Source organism: Pseudogracilibacillus sp. ICA-222130, from assembly GCF_037892545.1.
Lineage (GTDB): Bacteria > Bacillota > Bacilli > Bacillales > Amphibacillaceae > Pseudogracilibacillus.
In genome coordinates, this window is the sequence record NZ_JBBKBG010000033.1 from 1 (window position 1) to 18281 (window position 18281).

Genomic DNA, 18281 nt, shown 5'->3' on the forward strand with positions numbered 1-18281 from the left:
TCAGAAACATCTTAGCTTAAAGTTTCGCTTGACGAGGTTAAAAAAGCATTGCTTTCTTAACATCTTATTTCTTTGACATTTATTGTCTTTGTTCAGTTTTCAAGGAACATTTCGTTCGTCTTTTATTGACGACAGAAATAACTATATCACACGACAAAAACCTTTTCAACAAAAATGATTATTTTTTAATATTTTATTTTTATTTTGTTTATATCTATTTATAAAACGTATAGGATAGATGCTATATTCATTTCAAACGGTTGATATTAAAGCATCTGAATCATCATGTGGCACTTTTGACATTTCCTTTACTCATTAAATTCTCTCCTTCTTCATATACATAAGACAATCATGCTAAGAGGAGTGAAAGTATGTTTGCATTTTATATATGGAATTTTCGTAAAAGGAGAAAATACATATTTGTAGGTTGTATTTCTCTTCTACTACTTGGGGGATTATGTTTCTTTCTATATTTTAAATCCAACTCATTTTTTGAAAATTATAAAGAAGTGGCTTTAATGAAAGGGAATATGAAAAATAATAAAGTTGCCCTAACATTTAATGTTAGTTGGGGAGATGAAAAAATTAATGACATTCTTGACATATTAGATAAACATAAAGTGAAGGCTACTTTTTTCTTAAATGGAGAATGGGCGGAGCGACACCCACATATCGTACAAAAAATAGCGGAAGCTGAACATGATATTGGTGCACTCGGGTATCGTTATGAGACGTATATTGATAAACCTTTATATGAAGTAAAACAGGACATGTCTTTAGCATTAGAAGTTTTTAAGAAACTACATATCGATACGCTTCCTTATTTTCGGGCGCCGAATGGACATGTGAATAAGGACATTTTCTCCATTGCGGATCAATTAAATGTCCAAATGGTTCATTGGAGTGTACAAGTAGATGACTGGAAAAATCGCGATGTAAAAAGTATGACACAAAAGTTACAAAAAGAGGTAAGCGAAGGAGATATCGTTTTATTACACGCATCAGATGCTGCCATAAAAACAGCGAAAGTGCTTGATGAAATTATTCCATTTTTAAAAGAGAAAAAACTTACGATAGCAAAAATTTCGGAACTTATGTATGAAATTGATATAGAGGAAAAAACACTACCATAAAAAAAGCTATTACCTAAAATGCAATTAATCCGTTTTAGGTAATAGCTTTTATATTACTTTTTACGTTTCTTTTTTGAACGTTTTTTCTTCGTTCCTCTTTGTTGTTGTTCTAATTTCCTTTTTTCTCTAGCTGCTCGTTGTTTAGCTAATACTATCTCTTTTTCAGCAGCAATGATTTGTTGCTCTTTTTCTTCGACTTTCTTTAATTGCTCTTCTTTTCCTTCTGCTTCCAATTTTTCTTTTTGTTTCGCAATTCGTTCCATTCGGCGAGCATGGATTCGTGCACGATGTTCTTCATCTACGGCTGTTACTTTATGTAATTGTAAAACTTGATATGCAGTTGCTACTAATACTGGTACTAACATTAACGTAATAAACGCTGTATCTGCAGGTCGTAACACTAATGTTAATTCTAATGCCGTTACCACAACCATCACAAACAATGTAGGTATAAATGCAGATGGATTCGTTTCTTTTACTTTGATACGTGCAATAATAATACCAAAAACAAGTACGACGATTGTCATTCCAATTTTAAACATAAGTGGAATTTCTTTGCTCGTTAAATAAATTAAGTCAAATAAGGCAAACAAAATAACGAGAATTTGTACCATTGGCCAATAGGATTTAAAGAAACCTTGGCCGAAACGATGGACGAATAAATAAGCGAAAAATCCCGTTTGGGCAACGACAGTAAAAACTAAAGCATACCCAAGGAAAAATAAAAACACCCCTAATAATTCAATCGCATCAAATGGTTGTAAAAAGTTTGCATATTCTCCCCACTTAACGATAAAACTAGTTAATAAACCAGCAAGTCCACCATATATTAATGTCTTAAAAAACATATGAACTAATTTACGACTATTCACTAATATGCCTCCTAAATAAGCACGTTCTGTACCATTCCATATTTTATCATGAACAATCAGATTTTTCTTCTCTTAAGTGAATATAATTTGTGACAAATTTACATATTACATATATAGGAGGTTATAGCGTTGATAAAAATGCGCAATATTTTACTTGGAATAATTTTGTTTCTAACTGGATGTGCTATAGAAAATGAGACTCGTGAAAAAGATTATGATACAACAAAAAAGATGGTCATGGATATTGTCCAAACGGAAGAAGGAAAAAAGGCCATTCGTGATATTATGCGCGATGAAGAGATGAAAAAGCTCCTCGTCATCGATGCAGATGAAACAAAGCAAGCAATTGAAGAAACATTATCTTCTGAACAAAGTGTCGACATGTGGAAAAAACTATTTGAAGACCCGACATTTATTGAGGTTTTTTATAAATCTGTCGAGGATGAACATAAGAAATTTATGGAGAAATTATTAGCTGACCCATCCATTCAAGAAAAAGTGATGGAAATACTAGAAGATCCAAAGATGACCGAGCAATTTCAAAAATTGATGAAGAGCACTACGTATAAAGAGCATTTACAAAAAGTTATAGAAGAAACATACGAAACACCGACATTTAAAAAACGTACACACGATATGATGAAGAAAATTGTAGAGGAAAAAGACAAAGATGAAAATAAGAAGAAAGAAAAGGGCCAAAAAGAAGAGGCACCAGATGAAGAAGAAATGTAAAAATTAGGTAGAACCCATACAAAAAAGTCCTCTCTACAATACGTATCCTAACAATAAACAAACAAGTTCAGGCCCTAACAAGATAGAGCCTGAACTTTTTTCACTTTCTCACGGGAACCTTCTTACATTTTTAATACTCGCATTTATGTTGCAAGTTCCCTCTTCAATTGTCCCACGCTTTTTACTTTTAATTCATTTCCTCGTTTACATTCATAAAGAAATTACTTACTTTCTTCCGCTTCCTCAATCTGTGCAATAATTTTCGCAGCGATTCGGCGGTACTCTTCCCCATTTGGATGATCTTCTTGATATACAGATGGAGCAAAAATATCTTCTTCTTCATATGGCTGTTGTAAGGATAAGCGACCAAGTACTTTTGTTTGCAGTACTTCTGCTAACTTATCTCCACCACCACGTCCGAAGACATATTCTTTTTCTCCTGTTACTTCACTTTCAAAGTACGACATGTTTTCGACCACACCTAAAATGTTATGGTCCGTCTTTAAAGCCATTTGACCTGCACGTGCCGCAACGAATGCAGCTGTCGGATGTGGTGTCGTAACGATTACTTCATTACATGTCGGTAATAATTCGTGTACATCCATTGCGATATCTCCCGTTCCAGGAGGTAAGTCTAATAATAAGTAGTCTAGGTCGCCCCACTCTACTTCCCTAAAGAAATTGTTTAACATTTTCCCTAACATAGGTCCACGCCAAATGATCGGCGAGTTATCTTCAACAAAGAAGCCCATGGAGATTAATTTCACGCCAAAACGTTCCACTGGAATAATTTTTTCTCCACGAACGACAGGTCGTTCCTCTACTCCCATCATATCTGGTACACTGAAGCCGTAAATGTCCGCATCAATAATACCCACTTTCTTTCCTAAACGTGCTAATGATACGGCGATATTTACAGTAGCTGTTGACTTTCCAACGCCACCTTTCCCACTTGCAATCGCTACATAATGTGGTTGTTTCGCTGCACCTAAAATGGAGTTGTCCTGCTCACTAGCGGGTTGGAATTTTTGAATCACTTCTTCAGGTAGTTGTTCAAAACGTAAGCCGACTGTACTTGCACCGTTTTTCTTTAACACACCAACAAGTTCTTGTTGTAACTGCATTTGTTCCGCTGTATTCGGCTTTCCAATCGCTAATTTCAAACTGACATGTTTCTTCTCTTCGTTAATAGAAACCTCTACGATTCCTTCTGTATCTTTTAAAGGTGTATGTAAAAATGGATCTTTCACTTCTGCTAATAACTCTATTACTTGTTCCTTTGTTAACATGAATGTTGCACCATCCTTAACTAATTAAAAATTTACTTCATAACTATGAATAGTATAACATTAATCGGCGTGAAATCTAATTTATTTGTTCGGTCTGTTCCTCCACCATATATTGCAAAACACCTTTATATATACTCACAGCAACCTTTTCTTGGTAAGAAGTTTGTTGCAACAATTCTCTTTCTGAGTCATTGGATAAAAATCCTACTTCCACGAGCGCACCGGGAACTTTTGAATGTTTTAATAAATATACATGGCTCATCTCTAACGGTGAACGTGTCGTATTTTTCAAATTTTGAATGAGTGAATCTTGAATATAAGTGGCAATTTTTTTATTTTTCACATATTTACTATGGTAAAAAGTTTGGGCACCACGCCATGTTTTAGATGTTAATGAATTTAAATGGATCGTTAAAAAAAGATCTGCATTCGATTCATGGATGAAATCAACGCGCCTTCTAATATCTGTCGCTTTTTTCTGTTCTACTTGCTCCTTTCCAACTAAGTCTTTATCTTCTTCTCTCGTAACATACACAATTGCTCCAGCTTGTTCCAACAATTCACGCGTTTTTAATGTGATAATGAGAGCAATTTCCTTTTCTTCTACCCCATCAACGACCGCTCCACTATCATACCCACCATGTCCTGGGTCTAATACGATGACTTTACCAGCTAAAGGCATTTGCACTGTTAACATATCCACTTGTACAGAGGTTGTCCGCCAAAACAACACCCCTACTATAACGACACTTAATATCATTCCTAATTGTTTTGTTCGATATCTCATGACATTTCGCCTCTTTCTCTTCCACCTATTCATATAAATATACGGAAGAAAAATGGTAAATATTCCTTTTATGAAGGGATTAAGTTTTTAGCTTTTATGCTATAATGTTAAAAAGAAAAGAAGTTTCTTCGAGAGAAAAGAGGCTGATGTTGATTGACGAGAAAGTTATGGTTTCAAATTGCAATTGCATTATTACTTTCCTTATTCATTATTAAATATGTTGTGGAAGTAAAATGGATTTTTTCCCCCATTTTAATTGTATTAAAAACAGTATTTATCCCTCTTTTAATGGGTGGGGTTTTATTTTACATCGCATTACCATTACAAACTTTTTTAGAAAAATACAAAGTTCCCCGTTGGGGGAGCATCATTATAGTCTTTTTAATCTTTACCGGATTAATTGGAACAGCGATATTAGTCGTTGGTCCACCAATTACGGAACAGGTAACAAGGTTAGCAGAAAGCACCCCTGCATTTATCTATCAATCTAATATCCTTATTTTACAATTAGCGGATTTACTTGGAGATATGCCGCCATGGATGGAAGATGCCGTAAATAGTTTAAAGGATAATTTACAAGCTTTCACGATGCAATTTGGAAAATGGACGGTAACATTGTTCCAATCTGTTTTCCAAGGAACACTAATTTTAATTTTGACACCGTTTTTCTTTTTATTTATGTTGAAAGACCACGAGAAATTAGTACCATTCGTTTCACAGTTTTTTAAAGGCGATACGAAGGAATGGGTCATCAAAACATTTAAAGAAATTGATGATGTATTAAATTTGTACATACGCGGACAGATTTTAATTAGTTTCATTTTAGCGACCATGTTGTTTCTTGGGTATACATTAGTCGGTTTAAACTATGCTTTATTATTAGCTGTGTTCGCATTTGCAATGAACATCATACCGTTTATCGGACCGTGGATTGCCTTTATACCAGCCCTATTAATCGCCTTATTTCAAAACCCAATGCTCGTTATTGCGGTATCGATTATTACACTCGTTGCACAACAAATCGATGCACAAATTATTACACCAAATATTATGGGGAAAACATTAAATATTCACCCATTAACGATCATTACTATTTTATTAGCAGCTGGAAATATCGCGGGATTCTTAGGGATTTTACTAGCGGTGCCGGGATATGCCGTTGGAAAAGTGATTGTTTCTAATCTTTATGAACATCGGGAACAAATTAAAAAGGCCGCTTTAAAAGATGTATAACTATGAACAAATGAAGACAAAAAATAAGGTCGCGACAACGTTTAGCACATATGCCTAAATGATGTCTCGACCTATTTGTTTAAAGACTCTCTATCATCATACTTTCTTGACGAAAATCATTTTGCTCGCTATAGTTAAATGTTAAATAAACTGAATATTTATACTACACAGGGGGCTTAATAATGTCATTAGAAAATGTAAAGCACTATTTTGAGCAGTTTCAATTATCACATAAAATCATGGAGTTCGACACATCAAGTGCAACAGTGAGTGATGCCGCTACAACAATCGGGGTGGAAGAAGCACAAATTGCAAAAACATTATCCTTTCGTGCAAAAGATCCTAATGAAGCGATCTTAGTCGTTGCAGCAGGTGATACAAAAATTGATAACAAAAAATTTCGCTCACAATTCCATATAAAAGCACGTATGTTATCTCCTGATGATGTGTATGAACAAACAGGCCATAAAATCGGTGGCGTTTGTCCATTCGGTTTAAAAAACGATTTATTAGTTTATTTAGATGAATCTTTAAAAAGATTTGATACGGTCTATCCTGCTTGTGGGAGCGCGAACTCTGCTATTGCATTAAACTGTGATGACCTTTTTACATACGCTAATGCGGAGGCATGGGTAGATGTATGTAAAGGATGGCAAGAAGAATAGAACTTTTAGAGATTGATTATATCAAATTTTCTAAAAATACATATTATTCTGTTGACATTTTAACTTTTAGTTTATATGATTGTATGTAACAATAAAATACATTGCTTTGATTGGAAGTAGTAAAAGGTCCATAATGTGTTAGAGAGCCGATGGTTGGTGGAAATCGGACATTGTATCCTTTGAACTCGTCCAGGAGCAAACGACCCTGAACAAATAAAGTAAGGGGAGTCGGGCAGAAACCGTTATATATGTCGAGTAGGATATGTTATGTTGTAAGAAAACATATCAATTAGAGTGGTACCGCGAGTATAAGTCTCGTCTCTACAATTGTAGAGATGAGGCTTTTTTATTTTTCGTTAAAAAACTATAAAAATATAAGGAAAGAAGGAAGATGAACATGATGAATAGCAACAAGTACACAAGAGGATATTTTATGCCGCCAGTCGAAAGCCTAAAATGGACGCAAAAGGAATATATTACGGAAGCACCAACGTGGTGTAGTGTAGACTTACGTGATGGAAACCAGGCCTTAATCATCCCGATGAACTTAGAAGAAAAATTAGAATACTTCCAGATGCTTGTTGATATTGGATTTAAAGAAATTGAAGTCGGTTTTCCTGCAGCATCTGAAACTGAATTCACTTTTTTACGCCGCCTAATCGAAGACAATTTAATTCCGGATGATGTAACAATCCAAGTATTAACACAAGCACGGGAACATATTATTAAACGTACTTTTGAAGCGCTTGAAGGTGCAAAAGATGCGGTTGTTCATGTGTATAACTCCACTTCTGTTGCACAACGAGAACAAGTTTTCCGTAAATCAAAAGAAGAAATTGCCCAAATTGCTGAAACAGGTGCACGTTTACTAAAAAAATATGCAGACCAAACGCCTGGAAATTTTACGTTCCAATATTCACCTGAAAGTTTTACCGGCACAGAAATAGATTATGCGCTAGAAGTTTGTAACCGTGTCATTGATATTTGGGAACCAACTGCAGATAATAAGGTTATTATTAACTTACCTGCAACTGTTTCGATGTCAATGCCACACGTATATGCAAGCCAAGTTGAATATATGAGCGATAACTTAAAGCGACGTGATCATGTGGTGCTTTCCGTACATCCACATAATGACCGTGGAACTGGTGTTGCAGATACAGAACTTGCCATATTAGCTGGAGCAGATCGTGTAGAGGGAACGATGTTTGGGAATGGGGAAAGAACTGGAAATGTAGATATCGTTACACTTGCATTAAATATGTATTCACATGGAGTAGATCCAAAGTTAAAATTTGATCATATTCGTGAAATCATTGAAAAACATGAAAGATTAACACGTATGCGCGTCCCAGAAAGACAGCCATATGCAGGTGAATTAGTCTTTACGGCATTTTCAGGTTCACACCAAGATGCTATTGCAAAAGGGATGAAATGGCGCGAATTAGAAGAACGTGCACATTGGACGGTACCATACTTACCGATTGACCCATTAGATATCGGGCGTGAATATGAAGGAGATATCATTCGAATTAACTCGCAATCTGGTAAAGGTGGCGTAGCATATATACTGGAACAATCCTATGGCATTGATTTACCTATGGAGATGCGCGAAAACTTTGGATATGAAGTGAAAGACGTCTCCGACAAAAACCATAAAGAACTTTCTCCTGAAGAAATTTACGATATTTTCATGGAACAATATGTAAACATTGAAAAACCTATCGAATTTATCAAATTTGCCTATACTCAAAATGGGGAATATGAAGTAAATGTCACCATTCATTTCAATGGAGAAGAAATGGTTTGTACAGGACGAGGAAATGGTCGTTTTGATGCAATAAGTAATGCCATTAAAAATGAATTTCACGTTGATTTCTCTGATTTAACCTATCGTGAACATGCCCTTGCAATTGGATCTAGCTCTAAAGCAATCTCTTATGTAGGCTTCCGTAGCGAAGAAGGCGAAGTATATTGGGGTAGTGGCATTGATACAGATATTATTGAATCATCCATTAAAGGATTATTCAGCGCTGTGAATAAAATGTTAGTAAATAAAGTACATGTATAAATTAAAAGGTTGGCATATTAATTTGATATGCTAACCTTCTTTTTGTCATGACAATGGTAAAATTTATTTTTTCCATCATTTTTTGCATAGTACATTGCTTTATCCGCTTTTCTATAAAGTTCCTCTACTGTTCTACCATCAACAGGAAAAGTACTTGCGCCGGAAGATATGGTAAACTGAACTTTCCTTTCATTATCTACATAATGAATTTTTTCGGCGACTTGCCGCTGGATAGATTGGCCAATTCCTTTCACTTCCTCTTCATCTTTTCTCGGTACAAATACAATAAACTCTTCTCCACCGAATCGATATGCATCCCCATCATATTTCCTACCTATTTCTTGTAATTGACGTGCAAAACTTTTCAATACCTCGTCCCCAATTTGATGCCCATATGTATCATTTATCTGTTTAAAATTATCAATATCTAATAAAATAATAGAGAATGGTTCCTTTCGCTGTTTCATGTATGTCTCGGTAATTTGTAAAAGTTTTCGACGATTATGTAGTCCCGTTAATATATCTACTTCAGATTCTTTGCGATGTACATCAAACATGTAAAAATGTTCTTCTAATAGGAGCATCATTCGAATTACAACATAAAAGGAAAAATTTGTGAAGAGAATAAAGTAAAAACTATAAAAAAGTGTCTCCGTAGAAACACCTGTTATATATAATAATACAATACCCGTTTGTACAATCATCAAATTAAAAAAGTACTTTGCATTTTTATAGTTAAGTGGTAATTTTTTCGATAACAAAATTAAAAGGATAGTCGAAATAATGGTGTTACATCCAGCAAGAATCGCAACAGACGAAAACCCACCAATCATAATCCGAACGAACCCGAGTAAAAAACCACTAGTGAATAAAGCGATAGGTCCTCCAAAAATTCCGGATAAAATAATTGGAACGGTTCTTGTATCAATCCATACTTCTGGTGTAACTTGAATGCTCGTTTGAATTAAAATAAGCCCAATAGCAGCACTAAAAACACCAATCGATATGTTATGGATAATCATATGGCTAGCAAACTTATTTATTTTCCTAGAATATATATATAAAAGTACGCTAAACGTAAATAGAACACATAAATTAATTATTGTCGTTAACAACATAGACATCCCTACTTACATACATTTTGTTATCTACTTAAATGCCTTTTTGTAATTGCTCTTACCTTCTTCTACTCTTGTAGCAACAATGTGTAAAGTCCAAACGTTTCATAACAATGCTTCCTTCCCTCTCCACTTTTTACCTATATACACTATTATACCATTCTCATTCCGCCTATAGCATCTTTATACCTATATTTTTTTGAAACAACCCTTATGAAACAATTCGCTTTCTAGCATCTTTTCTTTTTTTCAAATATAAAAATGGTTTTAATTCCGCAATTAAAATCGCGCTCATAATTAATACCGCTCCGAAAATCATACGTCCTGACAACACTTCATGTAAAATGAGTACCGACATAATCGTGCCAAATAATGCTTCTGTGGATAAAATTATCGCTGCTCGTGTTGCGGTTGTATATTGAAATGCCCAATTTTGACACACATAGGCAATGGTTGTAGAAAAAATTGCTAAATAAATGATTGCATACCAACCTTCTTTTTCCATCGTTACAGTGAGATCGCCTTGGAAAAGTAATACAATCGCTCCAATACACGACGCGGTCATAAACTGTACAATTGTCAGAGAAAGGGCATCTTCTTTTTGCACAAAAACATTTGTAAAAAAGATATCAAAAGCAAACCCTATTGCACAAAGCAATGTTAAAAAATCCCCAAAATTTATCGTAAATGATCCCTGCAACGATAAAAAACCAATCCCTACGAGTGCAAGGATGGATGCAATAATCTCTTGACGGTCAATCGCTCTTCGGAATGCAAAAAAGGCAATAATCGGTACGACTACCACATTAACCGCTGTAATAAATGCGTTTTTCGATGGAGTCGTATACTCTAATCCAACTGTTTGCAGGGCAAATGATATATATAGAATAATCCCGAGTATCATCCCTCGCCATACTATTGATAGATTAAAATTTTTAAATTTATATCCAAAAATAATGATTAATAGGAATGTCGCTAAAATAAATCTTCCTGCCATTACTTGATAAGCTGTTAAATATTGTAAAGCAATTGCAGTTACAACAAACCCGCTCCCCCAAACAAATGCAGTAATCAGTAACATCACGTCTCCAACATACCGTTTCATGGTGTTCCTTCTTTCTCTCTTTATACTGTTATCAATATACCATAAATATATAGAGGTGACTCATGTTATCGAAATTTTTACAATATTTTATTTATTTTTAATTCACAGGAAATCACTCATCGTTTCTATATATTCATGATATAATTTATTTTTATCATCGTATTAGAAAGGAATTTTATTATGAAACAGTCTGAACAATGGGCGTCAAAACTTGGGTTCATTTTAGCTACAGCAGGTTCTGCAATCGGTTTAGGTGCCATATGGAAGTTCCCTTATATTGCAGGTAAATCAGGTGGGGGAATCTTTTTACTAATCTTTTTAATTTTTACGGTTTTTATCGGTTTACCAATACTATTAGCTGAATTCATTATTGGACGCGGGTCTGGTAAAGATGCAATATCTGCATATCGATTTTTCCAGCCTCATAGCAAATGGTACCTTGTCGGTTTGTTAGGGATGATTACATGTTTTATTTTATTATCATTCTATAGTGTGGTTGGTGGATGGATTTTACTTTATATGGTAGAGGCATTGCTTGGAAATGTTTCTGGAATTTCCTCAGACAGCTATGGGGAACTGTTCAATACACTCATTAGCAACCCTACTTATGCTATTTTATCTCAGTTTATTTTTATGCTTATTACTATTTGGGTCGTTGCTCGTGGAATTCAAAATGGAATTGAAAAGGCGAGTAAGATCATGATGCCCGCTCTTTTTATTGCTTTTATCATTTTAATTATTCGTTCACTAACTTTAGATAATATTGGAGAAGGGTTATCGTTTTTCTTCTATCCCGACCTTTCGAACTTAAGCTCTGATACGATTTTATTCGCTTTGGGTCAGTCCTTTTTCTCCATAAGTGTTGGGGTTTCTGTTATGGTTACTTATAGTTCCTACTTATCGAAAAAGGAAGATTTACCAAAGTCTGCAACGACAATTGTTTTAATGAACGTCTTTATTTCTATTTTAGCTGGATTAGCTATTTTTCCTGCAGTTTTTTCATTCGGTTTTGAACCGACAGATGGACCAGGGTTATTATTTATCGTACTACCGGCTGTTTTTGACCAAATGCCATTTGGAATTATTTTCTTAATTATATTCTTGTTATTGTTTTTATTCGCTACTTTAACATCGGCATTTTCGATGCTAGAAATCATCGTGGCCGCAGTCACAAAGGGAGATACGATGAAAAGAAAAAAAGTTACATGGATTACAGGAATCCTCATTTTCATCGTTGGAATTCCTTCCGCTTTATCTTTCGGAATGCTTAGCGACATAACGATTTTTGGCAAAATTATTTTTGATGCTGCAGACTTTTTAGTATCGAATATTTTAATGCCGATTGGTGCGTTAATGATTGCCATTTTTGCCGCTTTTAAAATTCCGAAGAATGTGCTTTGGGAAGAGATGAGTGCCGGATCTACTATTGGCAAAAGATTCTTCGCATCGTGGCTCTTTTTAATGAAATTCATTGCACCTGTCGCAATTATTATCGTCTTTTTAGATGTTATTGGTGTGTGGAAGTTTATTTTCTAATCTGTGTGGAAAATTGTAAACGACAGAGGATACGGAAAAAAAGGATTTCAGTCGACTATATTGGGTGAGGGTTTAACTAGCGCTGAAATCCTTTTTAATTTATAACAATTTTTTCTAGCCCTTTAATTTTTTAGTTATGTAAGATAAACTGGAATTGGATCATTATGAACTCCTTCATTATTTTAGTACGAACTTTATGATGAGGGAGATAATAAGGTCCTTTTTTCATGGAATTTTTTTCTTTGTAAGCCATCATTGTAAAGACTGAATCTCCTAACATCTGTACATCATGAATTTTCTAGGTATGTAAGTTCCTAGAGTTAACTTAATGTGTAAGGAGGCTATTTATGTTTAAATCATATGTTTGGCTCACTTTTTGTGTAGTCGTATGGGGAAGCAATTTTGTTTTCGGTAAAATATTAGTGCAATATTTTTCACCCGCTCTTGTTACAAGTTTACGCTTATGTATGATCGTTGGTTTTCTATTTTGCTTGTCCCTCTTTTATCGGTATAAACAAAAAGTCCGCTATAAAAGAGACTTTATTTTGCTCATCGTTTTAGGAAGTGTTGGCGTGTTCATAAACCAATGGTCCTTTTTCAACGGTTTAACAACTGCCGATCCAACAACAGCTGCATTAATTCTTGCAATGACTCCAATTGTAACTGGATTTTTGGCGGCAATTTTTCTAAAAGAGAAAATAACAATCCGCATGCTTTTAGGCTCGGTCGTTGCATTAGTAGGAATTTATTATGTGGTGACAAATGGTAATGTAACACAAATCGAATTAGATAAAGGATTATTATGGATCATTCTCACAATGGTGACTTTTTCCATTATGATCATTATAACAAGGTTGCTTAGCAGCCGTATCGACCCATTTACGGTTACCTTTTATTCCAATATTATCGGTTTGGTTATTTCTATCCCGTTTATTTTTATTCCCACAACTAGTGGATCTCAACTTTTAAAGCCAACGATCAATATTTGGCTATTTTTAATGGTGACAGCAATTATTGTCCACGGGTTAGCAAATCTCATGTGGAACAATCATATTCGAAATGTGGATGCATCAAAAGCTTCGATGTTAACGAATTTAGAACCATTCGTTGCAATGATTGTTGGCTTTATTATCCTAGCAAAACCAATTACAGGAACAGAATTATTCGGAGCACTTCTTATCGTTTCAGGGGTTATCTTATCAACCTATCAACATGCACATTAACATAAGTTTACAGTTACAAGAAAATAGAAAAAAAACTGGGACTTGAGTTAGCTACAATCTTCATTATTTCGATGTTTAATGTCGAATGGTTGATTCTGCCTTTTTGTTCCTGTGGCAACTACTGATAGAGACACGCTTTTGTGAATGGTTTAGGATGCTACAGAAATCGTTCGCAGTAACATCGTTTGCAGTGGCGGTTAATGTGATGAATATTGCAAAGTTGAGAGAGAGATCATTTAAAATGGAAGAATGGGAAAAGGGCATAAAGTCATCATTGCTTTTATCAATATAAGAGCGTCCTTAAAATTCGGAAATTGCTCATTCCGAATTTTAAGGACGCTACTGTTTTTTGTATTATAGCAGTGTATGATTTCTTTGTTTAATAGAGCGCTTGAAATTGTGTTTTTTCTTGCCTTTGAGGACGCTGGGCTAGTCCTTGCCTCCTCTAAATCGTGATTTTCCTGATTTCGAGGACGATAGAGCACGCTAGCGTCCTTGAGATTTCGTTTTTTCTGTTTTCAGGGACGGTAGAGCTTCCCAGCGTCCTTGAGATTTCGTTTTTCCTGTTTTCGGGGACGGTAGAGCTCCCTACCCTCCTTGAGATTACGGTTTTTCTGTTTTCGGGGACGGTAGAGCTTCCTAGCGTCCTTGAGATTACGATTTTCCTGATTTCGAGGACGATAGAGCACGCTAGCGTCCTTGAGATTTCGTTTTTTCTGTTTTCAGGGACGGTAGAGCTTCCTAGCGTCCTTGAGATTACATTTTTTCTGATTTCGGGGACGGTAGAGCTCCCTACCCTCCTTGAGATTACGATTTTTCTGATTTCGAGGACGATAGAGCTCCCTAGCGTCCTTGAGATTACGTTTTTTCTGTTTTCAGGGACGGTAGAGCTCCCTACCCTCCTTGAGATTACATTTTTTCAGTTTTCAGGGACGGTAGAAACACCTAGCGTCCTTGAATTCTCAAATTCTCCATTTTCAAGGACGATAGCGCCCCCCTTACATATCCGAAAGCAGTCTTTTATTATTTCTTTTCAAACGCTGAGCGATCGATTTCCCCTTCTGTACCTGCAACAACAACTGCTGCAGACGCATCTCCAACAATGTTCGCTGTTGTTCTAAACATATCTAAAACACGATCGATTCCAGCAATTAATGCAATCCCTTCTAACGGTAAACCTACTGCACCTAATACCATAGCAAGCATAATCATACCTGCTCCAGGAACACCTGCAGTACCGACTGATGCTAATACCGTCGTAATAACAACTGTTAATAATTGCATAAACGTTAAATCTAAACCATAAAATTGTGCAATAAATACAACTGCAACCCCTTGATAAATGGCAGTCCCATCCATATTAATCGTTGCACCTAACGGCAACACGAAACTACTAATTTTATTCGAAACACCAAGGTTTTCTTGCGTATTTTTCATCGTTACTGGCAACGTTCCTGCACTACTTGCTGTACTAAATGCAACAAGCGCTGCCGGTGCAATCCCTTTGAAAAACACTATTGGGTTCATGTTTGCAAAAATTTTAGCTGATAAAGAGTAGACGACAATCGCGTGTACAATACAGGCAATTGCAACTGCTAAAATTACTTTTAATAAAGGGAGCAAAACAGATGGTCCGTACTCCCCAACGATTGGTGCCACTAAACCTAATACCCCAATCGGTGCAAAGCGCATGACAATATCTGTTATTTTAAACATAATTTCTGAAAAGGACTCAAAAAAGGTTTGGACTGGCTTTGCTTTATCGCCAATTAATGTTATAGCTAAACCGACGAATACCGCGAAGAAAATAATTTGTAAAATATCTGCATTCGCTAATGCTTCAAATGGGTTTGTCGGTACGATATTTAAAAATGTATCAATAATTCCTTCTGATTCATTTACTTCAACTTCCTCTACTTCTCCTACATCAATGGATAAACCTTTCCCAGGCGATACGATGTATGCAAAACTTAATCCGATTGCAATAGCAATAGCTGTTGTAATCATATAATAAATGATTGTCTTTCCACCAACACGTCCTAATGACTGGGGATCTCCAATACTTGCTACCCCGATAATAAGTGTCGATAGTACGAGCGGTGCAATAATAAACTTAATTAGGCGGAGAAACAAATCTCCTAATGGTGCTATCACGCTAATAGATTCACCTACTACAATTCCAAGTATAATTGCAACGATAAAAGCGATTAAAATTTGGGTTAATAAATTCATTCTCAATAGTTTCAATTTCTTTCCACCTACTTTCCTTTATTCAAACAACTGCTTCATAATAACAAAGAAAACACTTACATGTCAAAATATTTCCATAGTAGAAAAAATTATTACTGTTTATAAAATCATTGCTAATTTCTTATCAAAACCATTCACCACTTACGAAGCGCAACTCAGTATGCAAATCTTTCCATTCCCCCTTCTTTTGAAACTTTTGTTTGTAAATTAAATCGCTTTCATATATGATGATACAAAGGGTTTATTTTGAAATATGGGGTGAGGTATATGTTAAAAATCGGGATTATTTTGCTAGGTATATCGAATTTACTTTCTGCTACAATCCCAACAGGAGTTTTCATGCTAATGATTATCGCCATTAAACATCAAGGTGTCAGTTTTGAAACAATCGCACTATTATTAATCATTTTCATACTAGAAATCGTAAAATGGATTGCTTATTACAAAATCATTAAACATAATAATATAACTTGGTATGCTTATTATATTCTATACATTATACCAATTATTCTAGTTTCTATAAATAATCCTCTATACTTTACCCTTGTCATTGGTTATGCATTAGGATTTCTTGCTCTATTTTTCAATAAGAAAAGTGCAGTCACTGCATCCTAGAAGGGCGGTCATATGTATACTTCCCTTACATATAATCATTTTTTTATGTCATAATATTAATCCGTTGGAATACACCCACAATTCCGTTTATTCATATATGTATTGTACAACGAATAAAAATATCATAAAACATCAATGCAAACGCTTTCGCTACAACAATGAATAATAGGAGGTTTTATAGATGATTACATTTCTAGTTTCAATCGCATTACTTATTATCGGATTTCTTGTCTATGGGACATTTATTGATAAAATGTTCGAACCGAATGACAATCGAAAAACACCTGCATATGCAAAGAATGACGGTGTAGACTATGTACCAATGAATAAACACAAAAACGCATTGATTCAACTATTGAATATTGCAGGTACAGGACCTATTTTTGGACCGATTATGGGGGCTCTTTTTGGGCCTATTGCTTTTATTTGGATTGTTGTTGGTTCTATTTTTGCAGGGGCTGTGCATGATTACCTAACTGGTATGATATCCATTCGAAATCGTGGCGCACATATCCCTGAACTAGCTGGTAAATTTTTAGGTACTGTTAGCAAGCATATTGTTAACTTCTTTACACTTTTACTATTGCTCTTAGTTGGGACCGTTTTTGTAACGACGCCAGCTTCTCTATTATCTATTTTATTAAACGGAAAAGTAGCTGTTTCTGTATTAATTGGTCTTATTTTTATATATTATTTCTTATCAACGATTTTACCAATAGATAAAATCATCGGAAGATTCTACCCGTTATTTGGAGGAGTTTTATTAATAGGTACAATTGGTGTTGGTGTGATGTTACTATTCTCTGAATATACTATTCCAGAATTGACGTTCACCAATATGCATCCAGAAAATGTACCAATTTTCCCGATTTTATTCTTTACTATTACATGTGGTGCCTTATCAGGATTTCATGCGACACAATCACCAATTATTTCCAGAACGGTGAAAAAAGAATCAGAGGGACGCTATGTCTTTTACGGTATGATGATTGCGGAAGCTATTATTGCAATGATTTGGGCTGCCGCAGCAATGAGTTTATTAGATGGACAAACATTAAGTGAAATGATTAATAGTGGAACTCCATCTGCCGTTGTAAATGAAGTATCAATTACTTTGTTAGGTGCTGTAGGTGGAACAATCGCTGTTCTAGGCGCTATTGTTTTACCAATAACTTCTGGTGATACAGCATTCCGTGCAGCACGGTCGATTATTGCCGACTACATTAAAATGGACCAAAAAAAGATCGTAAAACGATTAGCTGTTGCTTTACCATTATTTATTATTTCGGCAATCTTAACACAAATTGACTTTAATATTTTATGGCGCTATTTCTCATGGGCAAATCAGACTACAGCAGTAATTGCCTTATGGATAGCAACAATGTATTTATACGTAAAAGGAAAGCAATATATTGTCGCACTCATTCCAGCTATGTTTATGTCCTATCTCGTTTTCGTCTATATTTTATCCGAAAAAATCGGCTTCAACATAGACTTAACGTTATCGTACTATATTAGCATCCCTTTATTAATTATTTTAGTATTCGCTTTCTTCAAAAAGGCACGCAGCAATAAGGCGAATAATTTACAAGTAGATTTACCAGATGAAAGTGATCAACCATACGATAAAGCAATATAAATAAGAGAGCTTG

At 35.1% G+C, this 18281-nt stretch carries 16 protein-coding genes and 1 other annotated feature; of the genes, 10 read left to right on the plus strand and 6 right to left on the minus strand.

Annotation, left to right across the window (positions count from 1 at the left end):
- Nucleotides 1-518: 518 nt before the first annotated feature.
- Nucleotides 519-1133 carry a polysaccharide deacetylase family protein gene (locus WKT09_RS11480; protein ID WP_340416150.1) on the plus strand — a complete coding sequence of 205 codons (615 nt, stop codon included), beginning with the start codon at nucleotides 519-521 and terminating at the stop codon, nucleotides 1131-1133.
- Nucleotides 1134-1186: 53 nt separating this feature from the next.
- Here the strand turns inward: WKT09_RS11480 and WKT09_RS11485 are convergent, their stop codons facing one another.
- Entirely contained in the window at nucleotides 1187-2005 is an 819-nt protein-coding gene (locus WKT09_RS11485) for a KinB-signaling pathway activation protein (protein WP_340416151.1), read from the minus strand.
- Nucleotides 2006-2143: 138 nt separating this feature from the next.
- On the opposite strand from WKT09_RS11485, the gene gerD reads away from it, so the two are divergent.
- The gene (gerD, locus tag WKT09_RS11490; RefSeq protein ID WP_340416173.1) at nucleotides 2144-2737 is read left to right on the plus strand and encodes a spore germination lipoprotein GerD; all 594 of its coding nucleotides are present in this window, start codon (nucleotides 2144-2146) and stop codon (nucleotides 2735-2737) included.
- 221 nt (nucleotides 2738-2958) lie between these two features.
- On the opposite strand, the gene WKT09_RS11495 is transcribed toward gerD, so the two are convergent.
- Nucleotides 2959-4026 (minus strand): Mrp/NBP35 family ATP-binding protein, encoded by a 1068-nt coding sequence (locus tag WKT09_RS11495; protein WP_340416152.1) that lies wholly within the window; start codon nucleotides 4024-4026, stop codon nucleotides 2959-2961.
- Between the two features lie 76 nt (nucleotides 4027-4102).
- Complete coding sequence (gene cwlD / locus WKT09_RS11500) at nucleotides 4103-4813, minus strand: N-acetylmuramoyl-L-alanine amidase CwlD (protein ID WP_340416153.1); 711 nt, start codon at nucleotides 4811-4813, stop codon at nucleotides 4103-4105.
- A gap of 153 nt (nucleotides 4814-4966) precedes the next feature.
- On the opposite strand from cwlD, the gene WKT09_RS11505 reads away from it, so the two are divergent.
- The 3 genes from WKT09_RS11505 (at nucleotide 4967) to WKT09_RS11515 (ending at nucleotide 8782) form a co-directional block, all read left to right on the plus strand.
- A complete protein-coding gene (locus tag WKT09_RS11505) occupies nucleotides 4967-6046 on the plus strand; it encodes an AI-2E family transporter (protein WP_340416154.1) in 1080 nt (359 codons plus the stop codon).
- A gap of 182 nt (nucleotides 6047-6228) precedes the next feature.
- Nucleotides 6229-6711: a YbaK/EbsC family protein gene (locus WKT09_RS11510; RefSeq protein WP_340416155.1), complete on the plus strand. Its 483-nt coding sequence runs from the start codon at nucleotides 6229-6231 to the stop codon at nucleotides 6709-6711.
- A 97-nt stretch (nucleotides 6712-6808) separates the two neighbouring features.
- Nucleotides 6809-7037 (plus strand) — a binding site (T-box leader).
- 71 nt (nucleotides 7038-7108) lie between these two features.
- Nucleotides 7109-8782 carry a 2-isopropylmalate synthase gene (locus WKT09_RS11515; RefSeq protein WP_340416174.1) on the plus strand — a complete coding sequence of 558 codons (1674 nt, stop codon included), beginning with the start codon at nucleotides 7109-7111 and terminating at the stop codon, nucleotides 8780-8782.
- Nucleotides 8783-8799: 17 nt separating this feature from the next.
- Here the strand turns inward: WKT09_RS11515 and WKT09_RS11520 are convergent, their stop codons facing one another.
- Nucleotides 8800-9804 carry a diguanylate cyclase gene (locus WKT09_RS11520; RefSeq protein ID WP_340416156.1) on the minus strand — a complete coding sequence of 335 codons (1005 nt, stop codon included), beginning with the start codon at nucleotides 9802-9804 and terminating at the stop codon, nucleotides 8800-8802.
- A gap of 307 nt (nucleotides 9805-10111) precedes the next feature.
- A complete protein-coding gene (locus WKT09_RS11525) occupies nucleotides 10112-11005 on the minus strand; it encodes a DMT family transporter (RefSeq protein ID WP_340416157.1) in 894 nt (297 codons plus the stop codon).
- Nucleotides 11006-11185: 180 nt separating this feature from the next.
- Between WKT09_RS11525 and WKT09_RS11530 the strand changes: the two genes are divergently transcribed.
- The 3 genes from WKT09_RS11530 to WKT09_RS11540 all read left to right on the plus strand — a co-directional run bounded on the left by WKT09_RS11530 (nucleotide 11186) and on the right by WKT09_RS11540 (nucleotide 14056).
- On the plus strand, nucleotides 11186-12541 hold the full coding sequence (locus WKT09_RS11530; RefSeq protein WP_340416158.1) for a sodium-dependent transporter: 1356 nt from the start codon (nucleotides 11186-11188) through the stop codon (nucleotides 12539-12541).
- A 347-nt stretch (nucleotides 12542-12888) separates the two neighbouring features.
- Nucleotides 12889-13764, plus strand: a complete 876-nt coding sequence (locus tag WKT09_RS11535; RefSeq protein ID WP_340416159.1) for a DMT family transporter — start codon at nucleotides 12889-12891, stop codon at nucleotides 13762-13764.
- A gap of 154 nt (nucleotides 13765-13918) precedes the next feature.
- Nucleotides 13919-14056 (plus strand): hypothetical protein, encoded by a 138-nt coding sequence (locus tag WKT09_RS11540; protein ID WP_340416160.1) that lies wholly within the window; start codon nucleotides 13919-13921, stop codon nucleotides 14054-14056.
- A gap of 731 nt (nucleotides 14057-14787) precedes the next feature.
- Here the strand turns inward: WKT09_RS11540 and WKT09_RS11545 are convergent.
- Nucleotides 14788-16002, minus strand: coding sequence for a dicarboxylate/amino acid:cation symporter (locus WKT09_RS11545; RefSeq protein ID WP_336267182.1), 1215 nt, complete (start codon nucleotides 16000-16002; stop codon nucleotides 14788-14790).
- A 279-nt stretch (nucleotides 16003-16281) separates the two neighbouring features.
- Between WKT09_RS11545 and WKT09_RS11550 the strand changes: the two genes are divergently transcribed.
- Together WKT09_RS11550 and WKT09_RS11555 are read left to right on the plus strand one after the other, a co-directional pair.
- A complete protein-coding gene (locus tag WKT09_RS11550; protein ID WP_340416161.1) occupies nucleotides 16282-16629 on the plus strand; it encodes a hypothetical protein in 348 nt (115 codons plus the stop codon).
- A 181-nt stretch (nucleotides 16630-16810) separates the two neighbouring features.
- Nucleotides 16811-18268: a carbon starvation CstA family protein gene (locus WKT09_RS11555; RefSeq protein WP_340416162.1), complete on the plus strand. Its 1458-nt coding sequence runs from the start codon at nucleotides 16811-16813 to the stop codon at nucleotides 18266-18268.
- The last annotated feature ends 13 nt before the right edge of the window (nucleotides 18269-18281 follow it).